The sequence below is a fragment of the Pseudomonas sp. CP4 genome (assembly GCF_047758505.1).
GTDB lineage: Bacteria > Pseudomonadota > Gammaproteobacteria > Pseudomonadales > Pseudomonadaceae > Aquipseudomonas > Aquipseudomonas fluorescens_AO.
Genome location: NZ_CP180489.1, coordinates 3842801 through 3865909, shown reverse-complemented (window position 1 = coordinate 3865909; position 23109 = coordinate 3842801). Strand labels below are relative to the sequence as shown.

20 protein-coding genes are annotated in these 23109 nt (G+C 61.5%); 11 read left to right on the top strand and 9 right to left on the bottom strand.

The genetic code is table 11. The features are described from left to right. Positions 1–7: 7 nt before the first annotated feature. Complete coding sequence (gene rarD, locus ACMYUN_RS17255) at positions 8–895, top strand: EamA family transporter RarD (RefSeq protein WP_415761229.1); 888 nt, start codon at positions 8–10, stop codon at positions 893–895. A 223-nt stretch (positions 896–1118) separates the two neighbouring features. Here rarD and ACMYUN_RS17250 read toward each other — a convergent pair whose 3' ends face one another. Continuing rightward, entirely contained in the window at positions 1119–1637 is a 519-nt protein-coding gene (locus ACMYUN_RS17250) for a glycine cleavage system protein R (protein WP_415761228.1), read from the bottom strand. Between the two features lie 623 nt (positions 1638–2260). Here ACMYUN_RS17250 and ACMYUN_RS17245 point away from each other — a divergent pair. Next, complete coding sequence (locus tag ACMYUN_RS17245) at positions 2261–4438, top strand: malate synthase G (protein ID WP_415761227.1); 2178 nt, start codon at positions 2261–2263, stop codon at positions 4436–4438. 135 nt (positions 4439–4573) lie between these two features. Here ACMYUN_RS17245 and ACMYUN_RS17240 read toward each other — a convergent pair whose 3' ends face one another. Continuing rightward, positions 4574–5020 (bottom strand): response regulator, encoded by a 447-nt coding sequence (locus tag ACMYUN_RS17240; RefSeq protein WP_016772851.1) that lies wholly within the window; start codon positions 5018–5020, stop codon positions 4574–4576. Positions 5021–5275: 255 nt separating this feature from the next. Here ACMYUN_RS17240 and ACMYUN_RS17235 point away from each other — a divergent pair, with 255 nt between their 5' ends. The 8 genes from ACMYUN_RS17235 to ACMYUN_RS17200 all read left to right on the top strand — a co-directional run bounded on the left by ACMYUN_RS17235 (position 5276) and on the right by ACMYUN_RS17200 (position 14443). Beyond that, a complete protein-coding gene (locus ACMYUN_RS17235) occupies positions 5276–7210 on the top strand; it encodes a putative nucleotidyltransferase substrate binding domain-containing protein (protein WP_306662997.1) in 1935 nt (644 codons plus the stop codon). Continuing rightward, positions 7207–7914 carry a PolC-type DNA polymerase III gene (locus tag ACMYUN_RS17230; RefSeq protein ID WP_415761226.1) on the top strand — a complete coding sequence of 236 codons (708 nt, stop codon included), beginning with the start codon at positions 7207–7209 and terminating at the stop codon, positions 7912–7914. The genes ACMYUN_RS17235 and ACMYUN_RS17230 overlap by 4 nt, the downstream gene beginning before the upstream one ends. A gap of 204 nt (positions 7915–8118) precedes the next feature. Further along, positions 8119–8595: an RNA polymerase sigma factor gene (locus ACMYUN_RS17225; protein WP_166554767.1), complete on the top strand. Its 477-nt coding sequence runs from the start codon at positions 8119–8121 to the stop codon at positions 8593–8595. Continuing rightward, on the top strand, positions 8592–9566 hold the full coding sequence (locus ACMYUN_RS17220; RefSeq protein ID WP_415761225.1) for a FecR domain-containing protein: 975 nt from the start codon (positions 8592–8594) through the stop codon (positions 9564–9566). The genes ACMYUN_RS17225 and ACMYUN_RS17220 overlap by 4 nt, the downstream gene beginning before the upstream one ends. Before the next feature lie 259 nt (positions 9567–9825). Further along, positions 9826–12252 carry a TonB-dependent siderophore receptor gene (locus ACMYUN_RS17215; RefSeq protein ID WP_415761224.1) on the top strand — a complete coding sequence of 809 codons (2427 nt, stop codon included), beginning with the start codon at positions 9826–9828 and terminating at the stop codon, positions 12250–12252. 74 nt (positions 12253–12326) lie between these two features. Further along, positions 12327–13457 carry a PepSY-associated TM helix domain-containing protein gene (locus ACMYUN_RS17210; protein ID WP_415761223.1) on the top strand — a complete coding sequence of 377 codons (1131 nt, stop codon included), beginning with the start codon at positions 12327–12329 and terminating at the stop codon, positions 13455–13457. Further along, on the top strand, positions 13454–13633 hold the full coding sequence (locus ACMYUN_RS17205) for a hypothetical protein (RefSeq protein ID WP_415761222.1): 180 nt from the start codon (positions 13454–13456) through the stop codon (positions 13631–13633). Before ACMYUN_RS17210 ends, ACMYUN_RS17205 begins: the two co-directional genes overlap by 4 nt. 180 nt (positions 13634–13813) lie before the next feature. Next, positions 13814–14443, top strand: a complete 630-nt coding sequence (locus ACMYUN_RS17200) for a glutathione S-transferase (RefSeq protein ID WP_415761221.1) — start codon at positions 13814–13816, stop codon at positions 14441–14443. Positions 14444–14642: 199 nt separating this feature from the next. On the opposite strand, the gene creD is transcribed toward ACMYUN_RS17200, so the two are convergent. From creD to ACMYUN_RS17180, 4 genes are all read right to left on the bottom strand, one after another. Further along, positions 14643–16010, bottom strand: a complete 1368-nt coding sequence (gene creD, locus ACMYUN_RS17195) for a cell envelope integrity protein CreD (protein WP_415761220.1) — start codon at positions 16008–16010, stop codon at positions 14643–14645. A 132-nt stretch (positions 16011–16142) separates the two neighbouring features. Continuing rightward, a complete protein-coding gene (gene creC / locus ACMYUN_RS17190) occupies positions 16143–17561 on the bottom strand; it encodes a two-component system sensor histidine kinase CreC (protein WP_415761219.1) in 1419 nt (472 codons plus the stop codon). Continuing rightward, the gene (creB, locus tag ACMYUN_RS17185; RefSeq protein ID WP_039757649.1) at positions 17561–18241 is read right to left on the bottom strand and encodes a two-component system response regulator CreB; all 681 of its coding nucleotides are present in this window, start codon (positions 18239–18241) and stop codon (positions 17561–17563) included. Before creB ends, creC begins: the two co-directional genes overlap by 1 nt. Before the next feature lie 69 nt (positions 18242–18310). Next, complete coding sequence (locus ACMYUN_RS17180; RefSeq protein WP_016772839.1) at positions 18311–18817, bottom strand: ATP-dependent zinc protease; 507 nt, start codon at positions 18815–18817, stop codon at positions 18311–18313. A 285-nt stretch (positions 18818–19102) separates the two neighbouring features. Between ACMYUN_RS17180 and ACMYUN_RS17175 the strand changes: the two genes are divergently transcribed. Beyond that, on the top strand, positions 19103–19990 hold the full coding sequence (locus ACMYUN_RS17175; protein WP_415761218.1) for an acyltransferase: 888 nt from the start codon (positions 19103–19105) through the stop codon (positions 19988–19990). 1 nt (position 19991) lies between these two features. On the opposite strand, the gene ACMYUN_RS17170 is transcribed toward ACMYUN_RS17175, so the two are convergent. The 3 genes from ACMYUN_RS17170 to purU all read right to left on the bottom strand — a co-directional run bounded on the left by ACMYUN_RS17170 (position 19992) and on the right by purU (position 22914). Next, complete coding sequence (locus ACMYUN_RS17170; RefSeq protein ID WP_016772837.1) at positions 19992–20549, bottom strand: DUF2780 domain-containing protein; 558 nt, start codon at positions 20547–20549, stop codon at positions 19992–19994. Between the two features lie 188 nt (positions 20550–20737). Further along, entirely contained in the window at positions 20738–21937 is a 1200-nt protein-coding gene (gene fdhA / locus ACMYUN_RS17165) for a formaldehyde dehydrogenase, glutathione-independent (RefSeq protein WP_016772834.1), read from the bottom strand. A 119-nt stretch (positions 21938–22056) separates the two neighbouring features. Next, complete coding sequence (gene purU, locus ACMYUN_RS17160; RefSeq protein WP_016772833.1) at positions 22057–22914, bottom strand: formyltetrahydrofolate deformylase; 858 nt, start codon at positions 22912–22914, stop codon at positions 22057–22059. Positions 22915–23109: the final 195 nt, after the last annotated feature.

The following is a 23109-nucleotide window of genomic DNA, read 5'->3' as shown; positions in this document are numbered from 1 at the left end:
ATTCTGCATGCAAGCCGCCAACCCGCGTCGCGGGTACATTCTGGGCCTGAGCGCCTACATCATCTGGGGCCTGTTCCCGATCTATTTCAAAGCCATCGCCGAAGTCCCGGCCGTCGAGATCATCATTCACCGGGTGCTGTGGTCGGCGCTGTTCGGTGCGTTGCTGCTGATGGTGTGGAAGCACCCGGGCTGGCTGCGCGAGCTGCTCGACAACCCTAAACGCCTGGCGATCCTTGCGTTGAGCGGCACGCTGATCGCGGCCAACTGGCTGACCTACGTGTGGTCGGTGAACAATGGCCGCATGCTCGAAGCAAGTCTGGGTTACTACATCAATCCGTTGGTCAACGTGCTGTTGGGCATGGTGATCCTTGGCGAACGGCTGCGGCGCATGCAGTGGGTGGCCGTTGGCTTGGCTGCGGTGGGCGTGGCGCAGCAGGTGTGGCAAGTCGGAAGCCTGCCGTGGGTGTCGCTGGCGCTGGCGCTGACCTTCGGTTTTTACGGCCTGATCCGCAAGCAGGCGCCGGTCAAAGCGCTGCCGGGGCTGGTGGTGGAAACCTGGATGCTGGTGCCGATTGCGATTGCGTGGTTGCTGTTCAACCAGACTGCCACCAGCGTGCAGCCGGCCTTCTGGACCACTTCCGAAGCCTGGTGGCTGGTGGCCGCCGGCCCGGTGACGCTGGTGCCGCTGGTGTGTTTCAACGCCGCCACCCGCCACTTGCCCTATACCACCATCGGCTTCCTGCAATACATCGCGCCGACGCTGGTGTTGCTGCAAGCCGTGCTGCTGTTTGGCGAGCATTTGTCTTCGAGCACGCTGGTCGCGTTCATGTTTATCTGGGCCGGGTTGGCGGTCTATAGCGTTGACGCGTGGATAAGTTTGCGCCGACGCACCTGATCAAAAAACGCACAAACCTCTACAGGCCACGGTTCTCGTGGCCTGCATCGTTCCTTCCCAAGCTTATCCACAGCGTGATCCCCGCCGTTTGTGCGCAAGTCACTGAATGTTGGCGGTTTTTTGATCAACCGGCGCAAAGCCACGGCCGGCGTGGCGTGGCGGCCCGTCTCTACAGGTTATCCACAGGCAGGTGCACGTTAAACCTGAATAACCCTGTTTGCGCTTAAACCTCTGTGCGCAACACCAGCTCGACCATCAGATCATCGGCCAGGGTTTCCAGGCGCGCCTGCAGAACGTCGAGCGACAAGGTGAGTGGCACCGCCAGAATCGCCTCGGCGTGAAACAGCGGCTCGCTGCTCATCGGCGCCGGGCGCACCTCAGTTACCAGTCGCTCCAGGTTTACGCCCTGCTCGCTCAACAGCCGAGTGATATCGCGGACGATACCCGGTCGGTCATTGCCGACCAGTTCCATGGCGATCGGTTTCCACTTGCAGGACTGCTCGACGCCGCTTTCGGCAATCAATACGCGGATGCCATGGGCCGAGAGCGCTTGCAGGGCATCGACCAGTTCATCGTAAGCCTCCGCCGGCACGCCCACGCGCAGGATCCCGGCGAACTGCCCGGCCATGCGTGACATGCGGCTTTCCAGCCAGTTGCCGCCGTGCTCGGCGATGCATTGGGCGATGCGCTCGACCTGCCCGGGCTTGTCCGGGGCAAAAACGGTGAGTACGAGATGATCCATGGCGCAGCCCTCTTGTCATGACTTTTGTTATCGAAGGGCAAGTATAGGCAAGCGGCTTGATTCAGCCTGACCCAGTGCTGGCAGATGATGGCCTGTGGCGAGGGGATTTATCCCCGTGCGGCTGCGCAGCAGTCGTGAGTCCTGCCAATTGGGTCTGCCAGCCGGAGCGCAGGGGGCGGCTTCGCCACCCAACGGGGATAAATCCCCTCGCCACAAATCGTTACACCCGAATTGCTCCTTAGCAGGCCCACAGTAATTATGTGTACAACTTTCGATATTTAACTGGAACAATCCAATGCTTTTTTGAGAACATCCCGTTCCGCGACGTGACTGCAATGCGTCATGAGGTCGCAGAACGACGTAATTAGTCTGATTTTCACAAGCGCAACTCATCATGTAGTATGCCGCAGCGCGCACTACATAACGCTGGATCGATGTCTGCCCAAGGCCCTTCGCAACCCTGAAAGCCCCGTCAGCAAGGCCTCCAAGCCGTTGATTGGTCCTAGCCCAGCCGCCAGCAATGGCATGTACTGGTCCGCAGGTTTGTGGTTTAAATGGCCAGAAGCTTCATTGTTAAATTGACGAGCTGAAAAGCGAAATAGCTGAGCAGAGTGAGGCAAGCAATGACTGAACACGTTCAAGTCGGTGGCCTGCAGGTCGCCAAAGTCCTGTTCGACTTCGTGAACAACGAAGCCATTCCCGGTACCGGCCTCACCGCCGAACAATTCTGGGAAGGTGCCGACAAGGTCATTCACGACCTGGCGCCGAAGAACAAAGCCCTACTCGCCAAACGCGATGACTTCCAGGCGCGCATCGATGCCTGGCATCAGCAGCATGCCGGCCAGGCGCACGATGCCGTGGCCTACAAAGCTTTCCTGCAAGAGATCGGTTATCTGCTGCCAGAAGCGGCTGATTTCCAGGCGACGACACAAAACGTCGACGATGAAATCGCCCGCACCGCCGGCCCGCAACTGGTCGTTCCGGTGATGAACGCGCGCTTCGCGCTCAATGCTTCGAACGCCCGCTGGGGTTCGCTGTACGACGCTCTCTACGGCACCGACGCGATCAGCGAAGAGGGCGGCGCGGAAAAAGGCAAAGGCTACAACAAGGTGCGTGGTGACAAAGTCATCGCCTTCGCCCGTGCTTTCCTCGACGAAGCCGCGCCACTGGCAGCGGGCTCCCACGTCGACTCGACCGGCTACAAGATCGCTGACGGCAAACTGGTCGTGACGCTCAAGGGCGGCAGCAACAGTGGCCTGCGCGATGACGCCCAGTTGATCGGCTTCCAGGGCGACGCCAACGCACCGATCGCGGTGCTGCTCAAGCACAACGGCCTGCACTTCGAAATCCAGATCGACGCCAGCACCCCGGTCGGCCAGACCGACGCCGCCGGCGTCAAAGACATCCTCATGGAAGCGGCGCTGACCACGATCATGGACTGCGAAGATTCCGTGGCCGCCGTCGATGCCGACGACAAAGTGGTGATCTACCGCAACTGGCTCGGCCTGATGAAGGGCGACCTCGCGGAATCCGTGTCCAAGGGCGGCCAGACCTTCACCCGCACCATGAACCCGGATCGCACCTACACCGCGCCCAATGGCGGAGAAGTGACCCTGCACGGTCGTTCGCTGTTGTTCGTGCGCAATGTCGGCCATCTGATGACCATCGATGCGATCCTCGACAGCCAAGGCAACGAAGTACCGGAAGGTATCCTCGACGGTCTGGTGACTTGCCTGGCCGCAATGCACAACCTCAACGGCAACACCTCGCGGCGCAACACCCGCACCGGTTCGGTGTACATCGTCAAACCGAAAATGCATGGCCCGGAAGAGGCGGCATTCACCAACGAGCTGTTCGGGCGCATCGAAGATGTCCTGCGCTTGCCGCGCAACACCCTGAAAGTCGGGATCATGGACGAGGAGCGCCGCACCACGGTCAACCTCAAGGCCTGCATCAAGGCGGCCAGCGAGCGTGTGGTGTTCATCAACACCGGTTTCCTCGACCGCACCGGCGACGAAATCCACACCTCCATGGAAGCCGGCCCTGTCGTGCGCAAGGCTGACATGAAGGCCGAGAAGTGGATCGGTGCCTACGAAAACTGGAACGTCGATATCGGTCTGAGCACCGGCCTGCAGGGTCGTGCGCAAATCGGCAAAGGCATGTGGGCGATGCCGGATCTGATGGCCGCGATGCTCGAGCAGAAAATCGCTCACCCACTCGCCGGCGCCAACACTGCCTGGGTGCCATCGCCGACCGCCGCTGCGCTGCACGCGCTGCACTACCACAAGGTTGACGTATTTGCGCGTCAGGCCGAACTGGCCAAACGTGCGCGCGCCTCGGTGGACGACATCCTGACCATTCCATTGGCAGTGAACCCAAGCTGGACACCAGAGCAGATCAAGAACGAACTGGACAACAACGCCCAAGGCATTCTCGGTTACGTGGTGCGCTGGATCGACCAGGGTGTCGGTTGTTCGAAAGTGCCAGACATCAATGACATCGGCCTGATGGAAGACCGTGCGACGCTGCGCATCTCCAGCCAGCACATCGCCAACTGGCTGCGCCACGGGATCGTCACCGAGGAACAGGTGATGGAAAGCCTCAAGCGCATGGCGCCGGTGGTCGACCGCCAGAACGCCAACGACCCGCTGTATCGCCCGCTGGCACCGGACTTCGACAGCAACATCGCCTTCCAGGCGGCGGTCGAACTGGTGATCGAAGGCACCAAGCAACCGAACGGCTACACCGAGCCGGTGCTGCACCGCCGTCGTCGTGAGTTCAAGGCCGCAAATGGTCTGTGACTTGAGTTGATGGTTGGAATGAAAAAGGCCCTGATCGAGAGTTCAGGGCCTTTTTGTTTTTGAGGTGGATTGAATTCTTTGATCGTTCCCACGCTCTGCGTGGGAACGATCATCTGCTGGGCGACGAAATATGTCTTAAGGTTCTATGCCCAATTCGTGTTTCACCAACTCAAGCAACTTGCCCGTATCAATCGGCTTGAGCAGAAAGTCCACCACGCTCAAATGCATCGCTTCGATCGCGTCTTTCACGTCGGCATCGCCGGAGACGATGATGATCGGCATCGCTGCCCGTACCGATTCACGCACCTGGCGAATCAGCTCGAGGCCGTCGACATTGCCCATGCGCAGGTCGGTAATCACCAGACCGATCGAAGGCTTTTCATCGAGCATTTTCAGCGCGGTTTCACCGCTGGCTGCGGTCATGCAGCGAATGCCGTCCAGCGCGAGAATCTCCGACAACAGCTCGCGGGCGTCCTTGTCGTCGTCGACGATCAGGACACGCTGCGGCGGCAGATCAGGTTCGAGCATTACTGCGCTGAGCGCTTCACGCTCGGCGTCGCTCAAAATATCGTGGTCGGACATGGCGTTCTCTAAATGTTCAAACAATCCCTGGCAAGTCGTCAGACATCGCCGGACAGCGCTTCAATGTGCACTTCGTCGGAATTTTTTCCAAGTGGCTAGCGCAAGCTTTTCCGAGCTTTTGTGTAGGTTATTTCCGAAAATCGGCCAATGGTGGCTAAACCTAGACTTACGTCCAATGGGCACTCTGCCCGCCGGGGTCGACCATGGCCGCAACGATCCGACCACAACAATTCGAAAAAGACTGCGGTAATGGTTATGAGCAAAGCGGACGCCTTCACCCAGGCAGGGAAAACCGCGGTGTTGCAGAACATTCAGGGCACCCTGCAATTCCTCCAGCGCTTCCCGCCCTTCAATCAGATGGAACACGCCCACCTCGCCTATCTGGTGGAGCAATGTCAGCTGCGTTTTTTTGCCCAGGGCGAAAGCATCATCAAACCGGCCGACGGCCCGGTGGAACACTTTCACATCGTCAAACAGGGTCGTGTGGTCGGCGAACGCCAGCACATCACCAAACCCGGCACCGAGACCACCTTCGAAATCACCACCGGCGAATGCTTTCCGCTGGCCGCGCTGCTCGGTGAACGCGCCACACGCACCGAGCACCTGGCGGGCGAAGACACCTTCTGCCTGCAACTGAACAAACTGGCGTTCATCAAACTGTTCGCACTCTCCAGCGCCTTCCGCGATTTCGCCTTGCGTGGGGTGAGCAGCCTGCTCGATCAGGTCAACCAGCAAGTCCAGCAAAAAGCCGTGGAGACCCTCGGCACTCAATACTCGCTGAACACCCGTCTCGGTGAACTCGCGATGCGTCATCCGGTGACCTGCAGCGCCGAGACGCCGCTACGTGAAGCGGTGAAGCTGATGCACGAGCAACAGGTCGGCAGCATCGTCGCAGTGGATGAGCACAAGGCGCCGCTGGGGATTTTCACCCTGCGCGATTTGCGCCATGTGGTCGCCGAAGGTGTCGGTGATTTCAGCGACGCCATCGAACAGCACATGACTCGATCACCGTTTTATCTGTCGCCGGATCACAGCGCCTTCGATGCGGCAATCGCCATGACCGAGCGGCACATCGCTCACGTGTGTCTGGTTAAGGATCAACGCCTGTGCGGCGTGGTGTCCGAGCGTGACCTGTTCTCCCTGCAGCGGGTCGATCTGGTGCACCTCGCGCGGACGATTCGCAGCGCGCAACGGGTCGAGCAACTGGTGACCTTGCGCGGTGAGATCGGCCAACTGGTCGAGCGCATGCTCGCCCACGGCGCGTCGTCGACGCAGATCACCCACATCATCACCCTGCTCAACGATCACACGGTATGCCGGGTGATCGAACTGACCCTTGCCGAAAAAGGCGACCCGGGCGTGCCGTTCAGTTGGCTGTGTTTCGGCAGCGAGGGCCGGCGCGAGCAGACGCTGCACACCGATCAGGACAACGGCATTCTCTTCGACGCGCGCGATGCCGCGCACGCAGCGGAGATCCGCGGCAAGCTGCTGCCGATCGCCCAGCAGATCAACCAGAGCTTGGCGCAGTGCGGCTTTACCCTGTGCAAGGGCAACATCATGGCCGGCAATCCCGAGCTGTGTCTGTCGCGAGCCGAATGGGCACGGCGCTTTGCGGCGTTCATCCGCGAAGCCACGCCGGAGAACCTGCTGGGCTCGAGCATTTATTTCGACCTGCGCGTGGTCTGGGGCGATGAGCAAGGCTGCGAGCAATTGCGCCGGGGCATTCTCGATCAGGTCGCCGACAACCGTCTGTTCCAGCGCATGCTGGCCGAGAACGCGCTGCGCAATCGCCCTCCCGTTGGGCGCTTTCGTGAGTTCGTGCTGGCACGCAAGAACGGTGAGAAGGCCACGTTGGATCTGAAAATTCAGGGTCTGACGCCGTTCGTGGACGGCGCCCGTCTGCTGGCGCTGGCCAACGGCATTGACGCCAACAACACCCTCGAACGCTTTCGCCAACTGGTCGATAAAGAGGTCATCGAGCCGCTCGACGGCGCGGCGTATGAAGAGGCCTACCACTTCATCCAACAAACGCGGATGCAGCAGCATCAGCTGCAGACCCGGGAGAACCAGCCATATTCCAACCGCGTCGATCCCGACAGCCTCAATCACCTCGATCGGCGCATCCTGCGCGAATCCCTGCGCCAGGCGCAGCGCCTGCAAAGCAGCCTGACCTTGCGGTATCAGCTATGAGCCTGTTTTCCTGGTTGCGCCCGGCCAGTCCCGTGGTGTCGGCGGATTTGCAGCAGCGGCTGGCGAAGCTGCCGGCGCATGCCGAGCTGAACGAATGCAGCCTGCGCGAGCAGCGCTGGGTAGTGCTGGACCTGGAAACCACCGGCCTGAATATGAGCAAGGATCGGGTCCTGTCGATCGGCGCGGTGGTGATCGAGGACGGCGCGATCGATTTCCGTCAGCAGTTCGAACGCACCTTGCAATGCCGCGAATTGAAGCTCAGCCCCAGCGTGCTGATTCATGGCTTGGGGCCGAATGCGATTGCCGCAGGCAGCGACCCGGCAGAAGCGTTGCTGGAGCTGCTGGAGTTCATCGGCGACAGCCCGGTGCTGGCGTTTCATGCGCCGTTCGATCAGCACATGCTCGGGCGCGCGCTAAAGGAACATCTGGGGCACAAGCTGCAGCATGTGTTTCTGGATGTGGCGGACATTGCGCCGCTGTTATGTCCGCAGGCGCAGATTCGCGAGGCGGGGCTGGATGAGTGGATCGAGTGGTTCCGGCTTGAAGTGTTCGAACGGCATAACGCCAGCGCCGATGCGCTGGCCACGGCGGAACTGGCACTGATTCTGTTCAGCCGGGCGCGGGCGCAGCAGATTTACAGTCCGTTGAATCTGCAGCAGCGGTTGAGCCAGTGGAAGCGGCGGCAGCAGGCGCCGTCCTTCTAGATTTTCGGCACCTCCCCAGCCGCCTTCGCGAGCAGGCTCGCTCCCACAAGGTAACGCGTTGCTTCAGATCACCTGACCAGTGGCCAATTGCTAACCATTCCCACCCCTGCCAGAATCGCGAACTATTCTCGTTAGTTAACATTTCCCAATCGGTGATGTCCGGTGTCGTCAGTGCCCAACCCCCACAGTGAGCTCGTCGGTGCGATGTATCGCGACCATCGCGGTTGGCTGCTGGCGTGGTTGCGGCGCAATGTGGCGTGTCCGCAGCGCGCCGAGGACTTGAGCCAGGACACCTTCGTGCGCCTGCTCAACCGCGACGAACTGCTGACGCCGCGCGAACCCCGGGCGTTTCTGGTGGCGATCGCCAAGGGCCTGTTGTTCGACTACTTCCGCCGCGCGGCGCTGGAACAGGCCTACCTCACCGAACTGATGCTGATCCCCGAAGACGAGCAGCCGTCGGTGGAAGAACAGCAAATGATCCTCGACGACCTCAAAGCCATCGATCGCCTGCTCGGCAAGTTGTCGACCAAGGCCCGCGCAGCCTTTCTGTATAACCGCCTCGACGGTCTCAGCCACGCCGAGATCGCCGGCAAACTCGGCGTCTCGGTGCCGCGCGTGCGTCAGTATCTGGCGCAAGGTCTGCGTCAGTGCTACATCGCCCTTTACGGTGAACCGACATGACCGCGGCCAGTTCGCGCCCGGTGCCGGCGCACGTGCTGGACGCGGCGATTGCCTGGCAATTGACTCTCGATTCGAGCACCGCGCTGGAACGCGAGGAGTTCGCCAAATGGCATGCGGCGCATGAAGAACATGCTCGCGCCTGGCGCCAGCTGGGCATGCTCGATCAGCGTTTCAGCGTCGCCAAGGGCCCGGCGCGCAATGCGTTGCTGCAATCACGCGAAGGTATTCGCCGGCGCGTGCGCAAACTCGGCAGCGGGCTGGCCAGTGTAGTGATGGTCGTCGGGCTGGGGCTGTTTGTCAGTGAGCGCTATCTGCCGCTGGATTACTGGCTTGCCGATCAGCGTACCGCCACCGGTGAACAGCGCACCCTGCGCCTGTCCGACGGCACTCTGCTCAACCTCAACACCCACAGCGCGGTCGACGTACGCTTCGATGACAAGCGCCGCTTGATCGTGCTGCAGGAAGGCGAAATCCTCATCGAGACCGGGCATGGCGATGCGCGGCCGTTTATCGTCGAAACCCGCGAAGGCAGCATGCGTGCGCTGGGCACGCGGTTTCTGGTCAAGCGCGAGGACGACGGCACGCGCCTTAGCGTGTTGCAGTCAGCGGTGGCGGCGCATGCCCAAGCCAACCCGCAAGAACAGATTCTGCGCGAAGGCCAGCAGGTGTTGCTGCGCAGTGACGGGCTGGGCTCGATTGCCGCCCTCACCCCCGGCGCCGATGCCTGGACGCGCGGCATGCTGGTGGTGGACAACGCACGGCTGGGCGATCTGGTGCATGAATTGGGGCGCTATCGCCGCGGGCATCTCGGCGTGGCGCCGGATGTGGCCGATCTGCGCATTACCGGCAGCTTTCCATTGCACGACACCGACAAGGCCCTGAGCGCATTGCTGCCGACCTTGCCGGTGCAGATCGAGCGGCATACGCCGTATTGGGTCACCGTGGCGAAGGCGGAGCCCTCCGCCCCTTGACATGATCGTTCCCACGCTCTGCGTGGGAATGCAGCCCGGGACGCTCTGCGTCCCTGCCGAAGCGGACGCAGAGCGTCCATTGAGGCATTCCCACGCGGAGCGTGGGAACGATCAATGTGGGAGCGAGCCTGTTCGCGAAGGCGACATCAGCCGCACAACCATTTCCTGCAAAAAAAGAATTTCCACCCAGCCCTATCACTTTTCCAATCTCGTCCGGCACACAGGCAATTGAGAAATATTTCCATTCAGGAGCCGCCGTATGTCCCGTTCGCCAGACACCTTGTTGCGCCCCAGTCTGTTGGCTTTTGCCATCGCTTTCGGCACGCCGCTGATCAGCAGCCCGTTGCTCGCCGCCGAGCAAGCGTCCAGCGTGCGCGCCTACAACCTGCCGGCGGCGCCGCTGTCGACCACCCTGAACCAGATCGCCAGTCAGGGCGGCCTAGCCCTGTCGCTCAATCCTGCGCTGGCCGCCGGCAAGACCTCGGCACCGGTCAACGGCCAATACGATGCCGTCGGCGCCCTGCGCGCAGCCTTGCGGGGCACCGGTCTGCAACTGGAACAGAGCAGCGCCGGCACTTACACACTGGTGGCCGTGCCGGAAGGCACGCTGGCCCTGCCGGAAACTTCGGTCATCGGTGTGGAAAACTTCGAAAGCGCCTGGGGCCCGGTCGAAGGCTACACCGCGACCCGCACCGCCGCCGGCACCAAGACCGACACCGCCCTGGTCGAAGCACCGCGTTCGATCTCGGTGGCCACCCGTCAGCAGATGGATGACCGCAGCGTGCACAGCCTTGATGACGCCGTGCGCTACATGCCCGGCATCACCGCCAGCAGCTATGGCAGCGACACCCGCGCCGACTGGCTGCGCGTACGCGGTTTCGAGCCGACCCAGTTCCTCGATGGCCTGCCGCTGCCCAAAGGCGTGTACGCCAATCCGAAACAGGAAACCTGGAACCTCGACCGCCTCGCCCTGCTGCGTGGCCCGGCTTCGTCGGTGTACGGCCAGACCCCGCCGGGCGGTCTGCTCGACATGGTCAGCCGCCGTCCGAGCGCCGAGGCCAGCAGCGAAATCCAGCTGCAATACGGCAGCGACAATCACCGCCAGATCAACTTCGCCAGCACCGGCAAGATCGATGACGCCGGGCAGTTTCTCTATGGCCTCAGCGGCGTGGTGCGCGACAGCGGCACCCAGGTCGATCACGTCGACAACAAGCGCTACAACATCGCGCCGAGCCTGACCTGGAACATCGATGACGACACCAAACTCACTCTGCTGAGCCAGTTCACCCGCGACGACACCGGCATCACCAGCCAGTTTCTGCCGATCCAGGGCACCAAGATCAAATCGCCGCTCGGTGATATTTCCCATCACAAGAATCTCGGCGATCCGGATTGGGAATACTACGACCGCACCTACTACGCGCTGGGTTATGCCTTCGAACATCGGTTGAACGATGTCTGGCAGTTCAAACAGAACCTGCGCTACACCAAGTCGGACCTGTCGTTCCAGTCGCTGACCCCCGGTTCCTACCCGTTCACCACCGTGGATGCAGAGGGCAACGTCGGCCGCACCAGCACCAGCGTCGACGAAGACATCAGCCAGTTCGCCGTGGACAATAACTTCCAGGCCGACTTCGCCACGGGTGAGATTCGCCACACCTTGCTGCTGGGTCTGGATCACCAGCGCAGCAACACCAACTACACCTCGATTTTTGGCGATGGTCTGCAAACCAACGTCATCAACCCGATCTACGGCCAGCCGATCGTACGTCCAGCGCGCTCCACCGCGTTTTACGACTACAACCAGAAGACCTACCAGACCGGTCTCTACGTGCAGGATCAGATGGCTCTCGACCAGTGGCGCCTGACCCTCGGCGGCCGTGAAGACTGGGTGCACACCAGCACTGAATTCTTCAACAAGGGCGATGCCACCAACACCCAGCGTGACAAGAAATTCAGCGGCAACGCGGCGCTCAGCTACGTCTTCGATAACGGCTTCGTGCCGTACCTGTCCTACGCCGAGTCGTTCCAGCCGACCACTGGCGCCGATGTCACCTCGACCGGTTCGCTCAAGCCAACCGAAGGCAAGCAGTGGGAGCTGGGTATCAAATACCAGCCGCCGGGCAGCAAGACCCTGCTGACCGCCGCCGTGTATGACCTGACCCAGAAGAACGTCGCAGTGAACACCTTCGTCAATAACGTTTCAGTGACCAGCCAGACCGGTGAAGTGAAGGTCAAGGGTCTCGAGCTGGAAGCGGTGTCGGATGTGACCGACAACCTCAAAGTCATCGCCGCCTACACCCTGGCCAAGTCCGAGGTGCAGAAAGGCGTCGACAAGGGCAACCGTCTGCAACTGATGCCGAACCAGCAAGCCTCGTTGTGGACCGACTACACCTGGCACGCCGGCATGCTTGACGGTTTCGGCGTTGGCGCCGGCGTGCGCTACACCGGCAACACCTACGGCGACAAGGCCAATACCTGGCTGGGCAAGGCTGACGCCTACACCGTGTTCGACGCCAGCGTGCATTATGATCTCGGCCGTCTGGACAACAGCCTCAAAGGTGCATCGCTGGCGGTGAATGCGACCAACCTGTTCGACAAGGACTACATTTCCACCTGCGACAGCTTCTACTGCTACTACGGCGACCAGCGCAGTGTCGTCGCCAGCGCCACTTACAAGTGGTAAGCCAGTGAGCTGAAACAGGCCCTGTTCCCAGGCCGTCCGTACCGGGCGGCCTTGGTGTTTTTGAAGGTCATGCAATGAAAAGTAAAACCATCCGCCGCTGGTCGTTCATCCACACCTGGACCAGCCTGATCTGCACGGTGTTTCTGCTGATGCTGGCGCTGACCGGTCTGCCGCTGATTTTCAGCCACGAGATCGATCACTTGCTGGGCAACGCCCCGGAGCTGCGCGAGATGCCGGCCAACACGCCGCAACTCAATCTGCAGCAACTGGTCGATGCTGCGCAGAAGCATCGCCCGGGCGAAGTCATGCAGTACTTCGGCTATGACGACGAAGAGCCGAACGCGGCCTTCGCGATCATGGCCAAGACGGCCGACACCGAGCCGAACTCTTCGCACACCTTCATGCTCGATGCGCGCACTGGCGAAGCGCTGGAAACCCCTTCGGCGAATGGCGGTTTGATGCTGTTCATCCTGCGCCTGCATGTCGACATGTTCGCCGGGCTGCCGGGCAAGCTGCTGCTGGCGTTCATGGGTCTGCTGTTTGTCGTGGCGATCGTCTCTGGCACGGTGCTGTACCTGCCGTTCATGCGCCGCTTGAAATTCGGCACCGTGCGGCAGGACAAGTCGACAAGACTGCGCTGGCTCGATCTGCACAATTTGATTGGCGTCGTGACCCTGACCTGGTGCCTGGTGGTGGGCGTGACCGGGGTTATCAGTGCCTGCGCCGACCTGCTCATCGCCGCCTGGCGCAACGACGCGCTGACCACGCTGATCGCGCCGTATCGCGATGCACCACCGCTGACTCAACTGGCGCCGGCCACTCGCTTGCTCGACATCGCCGAGGAAGTCGCACCGGGGATGAAGCCGGACTTCATCGCCTTCCCCGGCACCCGTTTTTCCAGCGAGCACCATTATTCGGTGTTCATGAAGGGCGGCACGCACCTGACCTCGCACCTGCTGACGCCGGTGCTGATCGATGCCACGACCTTGCAGGTCACCGCCGTGGCGGAACGGCCGTGGTACATGGACGCCATGGGCATGTCGCAGCCGCTGCATTTTGGTGACTACGGCGGCATGCCGATGAAGATTCTCTGGGCGACCCTGGATGTGCTGACGATCATCGTGTTGGCCAGTGGTGTGTATTTGTGGGTGGTGCGGCGCAAGGCGGCCAAGCCTGTATTGGAAGCGGCGGAGGCCTCGGCATGAAGCCGCGTCAGTCGAGTTTCTGGAAGGTCTTCAGCACACCGATCGTGATCGCCCTGCTCAGTGCGGCGGGGCTGTTTGCGGCGTTGCTGGGGGATGGAGTCTGGGATGCGTTGAGCTGGGTCGGGCTTGGCGTGCCGGCAGTTTTGGCCATGAAGGGATTGCTGCAGCGCGGGTGATTACTGTTGCCTGACATGGCGCCTTCGCGAGCAAGCTCGCTCCCACAGGGGAACGCATTTCAAATGTGGGAGCGAGCTTGCTCGCGAAGGCGTCAGTCAGCACACCATCGAATCCTCGCCAGCCAAGCGTGATGTGATTAGGCTAATCTCCTGCTCTTCGCCGACCACCGAGGTTCCTCCATGTCCGCCCCCAGCATGACCCTGTACCACAACACTCTGTCGCCCTTCGTCCGCAAGGTCATGGTGCTGCTGCACGAAACCGGTCAGCAGGATCGTGTCGCGCTGCAGGAATGTGTGCTCAGCCCGGTCAGCCCGAACCCGGCGCTGATCGCCGACAACCCGTTGAGCAAGATCCCCGCCCTGCGCCTGGCCGACGGCAATGTCATCCATGACAGCCGCGTCATCCTCGAGTACCTCGACCAGCAGCACGTCGGCAATCCGCTGATCCCCCGTGAAGGTGCGGCGCGCTGGCGGCGCCTGACGCTGGCGTCGATGGCTGACGGGATCATGGATGCCTCGGTGATGGTGCGTTATGAAACTGTGCTGCGCCCGGTGGAAAAACACTGGGACGAATGGCTCGACGCCCAGCGCGACAAGATCCGCCGCGCCCTCGCCGTGCTTGAGAAGGAAGCGATTGCCGAGCTGACCAGCCATTTCGATGTCGCGGCGATCAGCGTGGCCTGCGCATTGGGCTATCTGGATCTGCGCTTCCCGGACATGGACTGGCGGGATGCCAACCCGCAACTGGCCAACTGGTTCGTTGAGGCGAGTCAGCGACCGTCCATGGTGGCGACGATGCCCAAGCCCTGATTCTGCGGCGCCTGATCTGCCCCCATCGCTGGCAAGCCAGCTCCCACATTGAATCGGGACAGACCGCTGACCTGTGTGTCGGCATATATCCTGTGGGAGCTGGCTTGCCAGCGATGGCACCACCTCGGTTCTGGCGGCAGCGCTGCAACAATCAGCGTCAGCAGAACCGCCACTTCCCTGCGCTCAGCCCTCAACCCGCTCATTGCATCGCCTCCACGTCAAACTCCAGCGGCCTGGCCGGCTTCAAACCAATCCCGTACCAGTCCAGTTTGCGCGTCAGCACCATGAACACCCCGAGCAGACCGAACAGCATCAGCGAGCCCATCAGCAGCGCGTAATCCTCGGCGCTGAGCAAGCCGTACAGCAAGCCATACAGCGCCGCCAGCCCGGCCGAGAAACTCAAGCCGTGCCGCGCGCTGCGCAGCACGTGGCTGACATAGAAGCCGATCAGCAACACACAGCCACTGGCCGACAACAGATACGCCAGCGCAAAACCGATGTGTTCCGACAGCGACAACAGCAGCAGGTAAAAGAACGCCAGCGCAACACCGACCAGGGCATATTGCACCGGGTGCACCGCCAGGCTCTTGAGCACTTCGAAGAGGAAGAAACCGGCGAATGTCAGGACGATGAACAGCAGCGCGTATTTGATCGCCCGGTCGCTCTTGAGGTACTGATCCACCGGGTCGATGAAGCTGACGCCGAAGCTGCGCCCGTTGAGTGCATCACAGTCGCCAGCGACGCAGCGCTCCACCGCCTCTTGCAGGTTGGTGGAGAAAAACGAGGTCTGCCAGTCGGCGCTGAAACCCTGATCGTTGATCTCGCGCTTGGCCGGCAGGAAGTTGCCGACGAAGCTGGGATGCGGCCAGTTGGCGGCGAGGCTGACGCTGCTGGTCTTGCCTACCGGTACCACACGCAGCGAGCCGGTGCCTTGCAGGCGCAGGTCGAAACCGAAGGTCAGCTGCGTGGCTTTGCTGGCGTCGAGCGCCGGCAGGGTCACGTGTACGCCCTCGCCGATCCAGGCCACTTCGCTGCCGGGCACGAAGTCCAGTTGCTGGCCGGCGAGCTCGAGTTTCAGCGCGTTTTCGATGCCGCGAATGTCGCTGATACCCACGGCGAGGTACGGCGCGTCGAATCGGTAATCGGCAAAATTTTCCTTGATGCCCAACTGTGCCGGCAGGGAAAAATGCCCGTCGATACGGTTATCCGCGTGAAACAGCCGCGCCTCGTAAATGCCGCGTTTGCGCAGTTCGGTCTGCACCTCGCCGTCGAGTTCGAAACGCTCCGGCAGAAAGTACAAACGCCCGCGCGCTTCGCTGATGTCCTCGTAGCGCTTGTTGGTTTTCTCGTTGGTCTTCCAGGTGCGCACCACCTTGCGATACGGCACCACCATCACCGGCCCGGTCAGTTGCTGGCTGTAACTGGAACTGCGCGCGATGTCTTCGAGCACACCGTCGCGCAGTTGCTGACGCTCATCGATGATGCCGTCGATCATCAGCAACGGGATCAGCAACAGCAGGATCAACAAGGCGATCGCGCCGAGTTTGATGGTCAGATTCTTGTTCATGGGACTCTCCCTGTTTGGATAGGAAAAGTCTGCTGATGCGGTGTGGTGGGAATTTGTTCGAATTATGGAGATTGTGTGGAGAATGCATTCCCCTGTGGGAGCGAGCCTGCTCGCGAAGGCCGCGACTCGGTTTCAAGGCAAGCGCAATACCACCTCAACCCCGCCCTCGACATTGCCAATGCGCATCACCCCGCCATGCAACTTGACCACTTCTTCAACGAAGTTCAGCCCCAACCCGGTGCTCTTGCGTCCGCTGTCCGGGCGCGGCAACGAGTAGAAACGTTCGGTCAGGCGTGGCAAGGCGTAATCGGGAATCGGTGTGGTCTGGTTGAACAGGCGGAACTCGATCTGCTCGCCAACCCGCTCGGCACGCAAGCGCAACAAGCCCTGCGCCGAAGTGAAATCCAGCGCGTTTTCCAGCAGGTTGCCCAACGCCTGGCGCAGCAGAAACGGCTCGCCAATCAACAGCAGATCCTCGCCGATCGCTTGCTCGACGCGCATTTGTTTGCCCTCGATCCGCGCGGCCTGCGCCTTGAGCAGTTCTGCGACCAACAGCGCCAGCGGCACTGCCACCCGTTCTTCCAGCCCTTGGCGTTGCTCGACCTGAGCCAGATTAAGCAGGCGCTCGATCAACTGCTGCATCCGCGCGCTCTCGCTGTCGATGTTGCTGACAAAGCGCAAACGCTGGACGGCCGGCATTTCGCTTTGCAGCAACTCCGCCGCGCCTCGAATGGCCGCCAGCGGACTTTTCAATTCATGGGTCAGCGTGTGCACGTAGCGCTCGACATAGGCCTTGCCTTCGAGCTGCGTGCGCATCTGCTCGACCGCTGTGGCCAGTTGCTCCAGTTCGCCGCCGCGATAGTGCGGCACTTCCACGCGCCGGCCTTCGCTCACCGCCTGGGCATAACCGGTCAATCGGTGCAGCGCGCGGCTGAGCCACCATGAGAGCAAGGCGCCGAAGAGCAGGCCGAGGCCGATCAGTCCGGCGCCGTAAAACAGCAAACGCCGCTCGGTGCGATCGACGTAGGGTTGCAGCGAACTGTTGGGCTTGGCCACAGTGACCACGCCGATGATCTTACCGTTGTCGCGAATCGGCGCGCCGACGTGCATCACAGACGAGCTCGGATCGTCAGGATCACTGCGGCTGGAGCGCGCGCCGTACTCGCCGCGCAGGGTCAGGTAAACATCGTTCCAGCGCGAATAATCCTGGCCGACTGCGACGCCGCTGGAGTCGAGCACGACGATGCCCTTGGCGTCGGTGACGTAAATGCGGTGGTTGACCTGGTTTTTCGGCAAGCCCCAGATGGTCGCTTGCGGCTGACGCTCGCCATACGCACGGAGCAGTTGCGGCCAGCGGTTCTCGCTGAGGGTGCCGGCCTTGAAATCGTCGCGCAGGATTTCTGCCATCAGGTTGGCGGTGTCAACCAATGTCTCTTCGGTGGACTGGCGTACGCCGGGGCGGATTTCCTCCATCACCGTGTTGAGCACGAAATAACCGGTCAGGCCGACAAACAGTACGTACACCAGAAAGATCCGCAGCCCCAGCGACATCAGCTGTGCCCCGGGCTGTAGCTGTAACCGAGGCCGCGATGGGTCTGGATCGGCTCGGCCTCGGCGCGCACCAGGCGCAACTTGGCGCGCAGGCTTTTGATGTGGCTGTCGATGCTGCGCTCGTAACCGGCATCGGCGGCAACGCCCAGCGCATCGAGCAATTGCTCGCGGCTGAACACTCGTTCGGGTTGTTCGAGCAGGCATTGCAACAAGCGGAATTCATGGCGGGTCAGGCTCAGCGGCTGGCCGCGATAGCTGATCTGCACGCGTTCGGCATCGATGCGAAACAGCGTTGAGCCTGCTTCCGGGATAGGGCGCGGCGCCATGCGTTTGAGGATGGCTTTGACCCGCGCCGCCACTTCACGCGGGCTGAACGGCTTGACCACGTAATCGTCGGCACCGATCTCCAGACCCACGACGCGGTCGATCTCGGCGTCGCGGGCGCTGAGAAACAGCACCGGCACTTCCGTGAAGCGCCGCAACTGCTTGCAGGTTTCGAAGCCACTGATGTCCGGCAAGCCGATATCGAGAATGATCAGGTCGGCCGGGGTTTGCCGCTGATGCTCCAGCGCCGCTGCGCCGAGGTTCAGCCACGTGGTGCTGAACCCCTCGCCCTGCAAGGCAAAAATCAGTGTGTCGGCAATCGCCGCTTCGTCTTCGACAATCAGGATGTGCGGCATGGCGTCCGAGCCCGTGGCAGTTAGTGCGCGAACGGTGCCCCAAGCCCGGGGTTACGTCAATCAGACCACTTAGCAGTCAGGCTTGTCGGCGGTGTAACGCCGCGCCGGATTGACCGCAGCGCCGAACTCGCGCAAGGCCTTGGCGCCGATCAGCAGCGGGTAGTTGAAGTGGCTGCGGTCGGTCAGGTTGACCTCGACGGTGCGCTTGACGTTGCCCAGGCACAGTTCCAGATCGACCACCGGACGCTTGGCGACATCGCTGCTGTCGCGCTCTTCATCATCCTCGTCGGAACGGCTTTTGATCTTGCTGATGCGCGCGACCTTGTGCTCGAAGACCTTGTTGCTGGCGTCCTTGGTGGCGAGGCGGAAACGCACCCAGTCTTCGCCATCGCGGGTGAAGGTCTCGATGTCCTTGGCCGACAGCGAGGCGGTCAGCGCACCGGTGTCCATCTTGGCCTTGAGCACTTCGCCACCGATTTCCGGCAGCGCGATGTATTCGTAGCGACCGTACAGCGTCGGCTCGGCGGCCATGACCGGCAGCGCGACGAGGGCAAACAGAGCAAGGAGGGATTTCACGTAAGGGGCTTCCTTGGAAAAATTTAAGGGCGGCAGGCGCGGGATTTTAGACACCAGCGAAGTCATTCGTTCGCCATAGGCCGCCTTCGCGGGCAAGCCCGCTCCCACAGGGGGAACGCATTTCAAAATGTGGGAGCGGGCTTGCTCGCGAAGGGGCCAGCTCAGGCAACGCAACACTTGAGCGAAGCATACCCGGCGAAAAGTGAAACATTCGTCAGCACCGATTTGGCCTGTCGCGCGAAGCTGCTTATCATGGCTCGCCCCTGCCACTTCATAGAGTTGCTTATGCGCCGCCTGCTCACCGGCTGTTTCGTCACCCTGCTGCTGTTGCTCAACACCCTGATCCTGATCGGGCCGTTGATGGTGTTTGCCCTGCTCAAACTGGTCGCACCCGGGCGCTGGAGGGATTACGCATCGGGGGCGGTGATGTGGATCGCCGAGACCTGGGCCGAAATCGACAAGCTGATCTTCCACCTGTGCATCCCGACGCAATGGGACATTCGCGGCGGCGACGATCTGCGCCGCGACACGTCCTATCTGGTGGTCAGCAACCATCAATCGTGGGTCGATATTCCGGCGCTGATCCAGACCCTCAACCGGCGCACGCCGTTCTTCAAATTCTTCCTCAAGAAAGAGCTGATCTGGGTGCCGTTCCTTGGCCTGGCGTGGTGGGCGCTGGATTACCCGTTCATGAAGCGCTACACCAAGGCCTTTCTGGCGAAGAACCCGGAACTGGCGGGCAAGGATCTGGAAATCACCAAAGCGGCGTGCGAGCTGTTCAAGCGCCAACCGGTGACGGTGGTGAATTATCTGGAAGGCACGCGCTACACCCTGGCGAAAAGCACCCAGCAGGAATCACCGTTCAGCCACCTGCTCAAACCCAAGGCCGGCGGCGTGGCGTTCGTGCTGGCGGCGATGGGTGAACAACTCGACGCGATGCTCGATGTGACGGTGGTGTATCCGCAGGAGAAGATCCCGGGCTTCTGGGATTTAATCAGCGGCAACGTGCCGCGAGTGATCATCGACATCAGGACCCGCGAACTCGACCCGGCGCTGTGGCAGGGCGATTACGAGAAGGATCCGGCGTTTCGCCTGCATGTCCAGAACTGGGTCAACCAGCTCTGGACCGAGAAGGATCAGCGCATCGCCGAGCTGCGCAGCGAGCGCCGCTGACTCAAGTGCCGGTGCCGGTGCCCCAGATGCTGCCCAGGCTGCTCAACAGCGAACCACCGACGCCCTGCTGACCGAGATATTGCAGCAACACCGGGGCAAACTGGCCGATCATGCCGCTGTCCATGCCCAGCGCGCTGAACGCGTTGTTCAGGTCGTTGGTGTCTTTCACATTGCCCAACGCATTCTCAAGGCCAGCGGACTTGCCGGACGAACCGAGCAACGCGCCCAGCGCCGCCAGATTGCCGCTGCCACCGGACAACTTGTCGATGCCCGGCACTTCCTTGGCCAGTTGCGAATAGTCGGTGCTGCTCAACTGATTCTTCGCCAGCCCGAGCATCGCACTGGTGCCGCCAACGGCCTGCTCCGGCGTGACGTCCAGCGCACTCAGAGCACTCAACAAACCAGCGGTCTCCGAGGTCGGCGCCGCAGCGGCCGCCTTGTCACCACCCTGCATCCCCGCTACCGCCCCGGCCACATCGTTCAAACTGAAACCGGCAAACACCGGCCCGGCGGCCAGAGTCAGGAGCGATGCCAGGGCAAAACCGCGTGAAATCTTCATTCAGACATCCTCTTGAGGAAAAGCTGCCACCGGACAACGGCGACGAAACTGCCGGTTTGACCGGGAATCCGGGGGCATGTTCCGGGTTTCAGGTCCATTCTCAGCCACGGCTCGTCGAGAAAATGTGAAAAGCGCGACCATAAAAAAACGGCGACCCTGAGGTCGCCGTTCTGCGTTGCGCTAAAACTTCACGCCGCACTGAACAACTTGTGCGGATCAATTACAAACTTCTTCGGCACGCCGGCATCGAACTCGCCGTAACCTTCCGGCGCCTGATCGAGGCTGATCACTTGCACGCCGACCACTTCAGCGATGTTGATGCGGTCCCACATGATCGCCTGCATCAACTGGCGGTTGTACTTCATCACTGGCGTTTGCCCAGTGTGGAAGCTGTGGGATTTGGCCCAGCCCAGGCCGAAGCGGATGCTCAGGCTGCCCATTTTCGCGGCGGCGTCCACAGCACCCGGATCTTCGGTGACGTACAGGCCTGGGATACCTATCTTGCCGGCTACCCGCACCACGCCCATCAGTGAGTTGAGCACCGTGGCCGGGGCTTCGGCCTTGACGCCGTCGTGGCCGTGGCCGCGGGCTTCGAAACCGACGCAGTCCACCGCACAGTCGACTTCCGGCTCGCCCAGCAGCGCGGCGATCTGTTCGTGCAGCGGGGTGTCCTTGGACAGGTCGACGACCTCAAAACCCTGGGCCTTGGCGTGGGCCAGGCGGATGGTGTTGACGTCGCCGACAATCACCACCGCCGCACCGAGCAAACGTGCGGAAGCGGCAGCGGCCAGACCGACCGGGCCGGCGCCGGCAATGTACACGGAGCTGCCCGGGCCAACGCCGGCAGTAACCGCGCCGTGGTAACCGGTCGGGAGGATGTCGGAGAGGCAGGTCAGGTCGCGGATTTTCTCCATGGCCTTGTCGCGATCCGGCAGTTTCAGCAGGTTGAAGTCGGCGTACGGCACCAGCACGTATTCGGCCTGGCCACCGGTCCAGTCACCCATGTCGACGTAACCGTATGCGCCGCCGGCACGGGCCGGGTTGACGGTCAGGCAGACGCCGGTGTGTTGCTCCTTGCAGGAACGGCAGCGCCCGCAAGCCACGTTGAACGGAACAGAGACCAGATCGCCGATCTTCAGGTTTTCGACGTCGGAGCCCTTTTCGATCACCTCGCCGGTAATTTCGTGACCCAGCACCAGACCGGTCTGCGCCGTGGTCCGGCCGCGCACCATGTGCTGGTCGGAGCCGCAGATGTTGGTGGATACCACTTTGAGAATGACCCCGTGCTCGATCTTGCGACCACGCGGGTCCTGCATTTTCGGATAGTCGATTTTCTGTACTTCGACCTTGCCAGCGCCGAGATACACCACACCACGATTGCCAGACATGCCATCACCTCTATATTTGTTGTTGGGTAGAGAGTTGATTGAGCTTCAAGCGGCAAGCTACAAGCCGCAAGAAGTGTGCTGACCGCTTGTTCTTGCGGCTTGGAGCTTGGAGCTTGAAGCTAAAGAACGACAGTTCTGTTGGCGTTCAGGAACACCCTTCTTTCGATGTGATACCCAACCGCCCGCGCCAAGGTCAGGCCTTCGATATCCCGGCCCTTGGCAATCAGGTCCTCGGGGTAATGACTGTGATCCACCGCCTCGACGCCCTGGGCGATGATCGGCCCTTCATCGAGATCGTTGTTGATGTAATGCGCCGTCGCGCCCACCAGTTTCACGCCCTTGTTGTAGGCCTGGTGATACGGCTTGGCGCCCTTGAAGCCCGGCAGCAGGGAGTGATGAATGTTGATCGCCTTGCCGTCGAGCTTGCGGCACAGCTCCGGCGACAGCACCTGCATGTAGCGGGCGAGGATCACCAGTTCGGCACCGGCCTCTTCGATCACCTGCCAGACCTGACGCTCCTGCGCCGGTTTGTCGTTGGGGTCGAGAGGGAAATGGTAGTAGGGAATCTGGTGCCAGTCGGCCAGCGGCTTGAGATCCGGATGGTTGGACACCACCGCCGCCACGTCCATCGACAACTGGCCGATGCGCTGGCGGTAGAGCAAGTCGTTGAGGCAGTGATCGGCCTTGGACACCATGATCACCACTTTCGGCCGGTAGTTCGGCGCGGTCAGCTCGAAGAGCATGCCGAACGCCTCTCCGCGCTCGGCCAAACCTGCGCGGAAAGATTGTTCGTCGAAACCATCAGGCTGACGGAATTCCACGCGGATGAAGAAGCGCCCCGAGAGGCGGTCATCGAACGAGTGGTGCTCGGTGACATAGCAGCCCTGCTCGAACAGAAAACGCGTGACCGCGTCCACCGTGCCGAGGACGCTGGGGCAGTCGGCGGTCAGAATCCATGTGTCTGGGGCGCGGCTCATGGTGCGGTGACTCCTGTTACAACAACGGTGAGCAAAGTGAACTCTGAACCAGACTGACCTGCGCTTAACTGCTTTTGTGGTGAGGGGATTTATCCCCGTTGGGTGGCGAAGCCACCCCAAAACCAATCACCGCGGTTTATCAGGTAGATCGAATTCACAGGTATTGCGACTGCTTCGCAGCCGAACGGGGATAAA

Excerpts from the sequence above, each read along its gene's own strand:
- rarD (WP_415761229.1), top strand. The coding sequence starts at position 8 with ATGCAAGCCGCCAACCCGCGTCGCGGGTACATTCTGGGCCTGAGCGCC.
- ACMYUN_RS17250 (WP_415761228.1), bottom strand. The coding sequence starts at position 1,637 with ATGGATCATCTCGTACTCACCGTTTTTGCCCCGGACAAGCCCGGGCAG.
- ACMYUN_RS17245 (WP_415761227.1), top strand. The coding sequence starts at position 2,261 with ATGACTGAACACGTTCAAGTCGGTGGCCTGCAGGTCGCCAAAGTCCTG.
- ACMYUN_RS17240 (WP_016772851.1), bottom strand. The coding sequence starts at position 5,020 with ATGTCCGACCACGATATTTTGAGCGACGCCGAGCGTGAAGCGCTCAGC.
- ACMYUN_RS17235 (WP_306662997.1), top strand. The coding sequence starts at position 5,276 with ATGAGCAAAGCGGACGCCTTCACCCAGGCAGGGAAAACCGCGGTGTTG.
- ACMYUN_RS17230 (WP_415761226.1), top strand. The coding sequence starts at position 7,207 with ATGAGCCTGTTTTCCTGGTTGCGCCCGGCCAGTCCCGTGGTGTCGGCG.
- ACMYUN_RS17225 (WP_166554767.1), top strand. The coding sequence starts at position 8,119 with ATGTATCGCGACCATCGCGGTTGGCTGCTGGCGTGGTTGCGGCGCAAT.
- ACMYUN_RS17220 (WP_415761225.1), top strand. The coding sequence starts at position 8,592 with ATGACCGCGGCCAGTTCGCGCCCGGTGCCGGCGCACGTGCTGGACGCG.
- ACMYUN_RS17215 (WP_415761224.1), top strand. The coding sequence starts at position 9,826 with ATGTCCCGTTCGCCAGACACCTTGTTGCGCCCCAGTCTGTTGGCTTTT.
- ACMYUN_RS17210 (WP_415761223.1), top strand. The coding sequence starts at position 12,327 with ATGAAAAGTAAAACCATCCGCCGCTGGTCGTTCATCCACACCTGGACC.
- ACMYUN_RS17205 (WP_415761222.1), top strand. The coding sequence starts at position 13,454 with ATGAAGCCGCGTCAGTCGAGTTTCTGGAAGGTCTTCAGCACACCGATC.
- ACMYUN_RS17200 (WP_415761221.1), top strand. The coding sequence starts at position 13,814 with ATGTCCGCCCCCAGCATGACCCTGTACCACAACACTCTGTCGCCCTTC.
- creD (WP_415761220.1), bottom strand. The coding sequence starts at position 16,010 with ATGAACAAGAATCTGACCATCAAACTCGGCGCGATCGCCTTGTTGATC.
- creC (WP_415761219.1), bottom strand. The coding sequence starts at position 17,561 with ATGTCGCTGGGGCTGCGGATCTTTCTGGTGTACGTACTGTTTGTCGGC.
- creB (WP_039757649.1), bottom strand. The coding sequence starts at position 18,241 with ATGCCGCACATCCTGATTGTCGAAGACGAAGCGGCGATTGCCGACACA.
- ACMYUN_RS17175 (WP_415761218.1), top strand. The coding sequence starts at position 19,103 with ATGCGCCGCCTGCTCACCGGCTGTTTCGTCACCCTGCTGCTGTTGCTC.
- ACMYUN_RS17170 (WP_016772837.1), bottom strand. The coding sequence starts at position 20,549 with ATGAAGATTTCACGCGGTTTTGCCCTGGCATCGCTCCTGACTCTGGCC.
- fdhA (WP_016772834.1), bottom strand. The coding sequence starts at position 21,937 with ATGTCTGGCAATCGTGGTGTGGTGTATCTCGGCGCTGGCAAGGTCGAA.
- purU (WP_016772833.1), bottom strand. The coding sequence starts at position 22,914 with ATGAGCCGCGCCCCAGACACATGGATTCTGACCGCCGACTGCCCCAGC.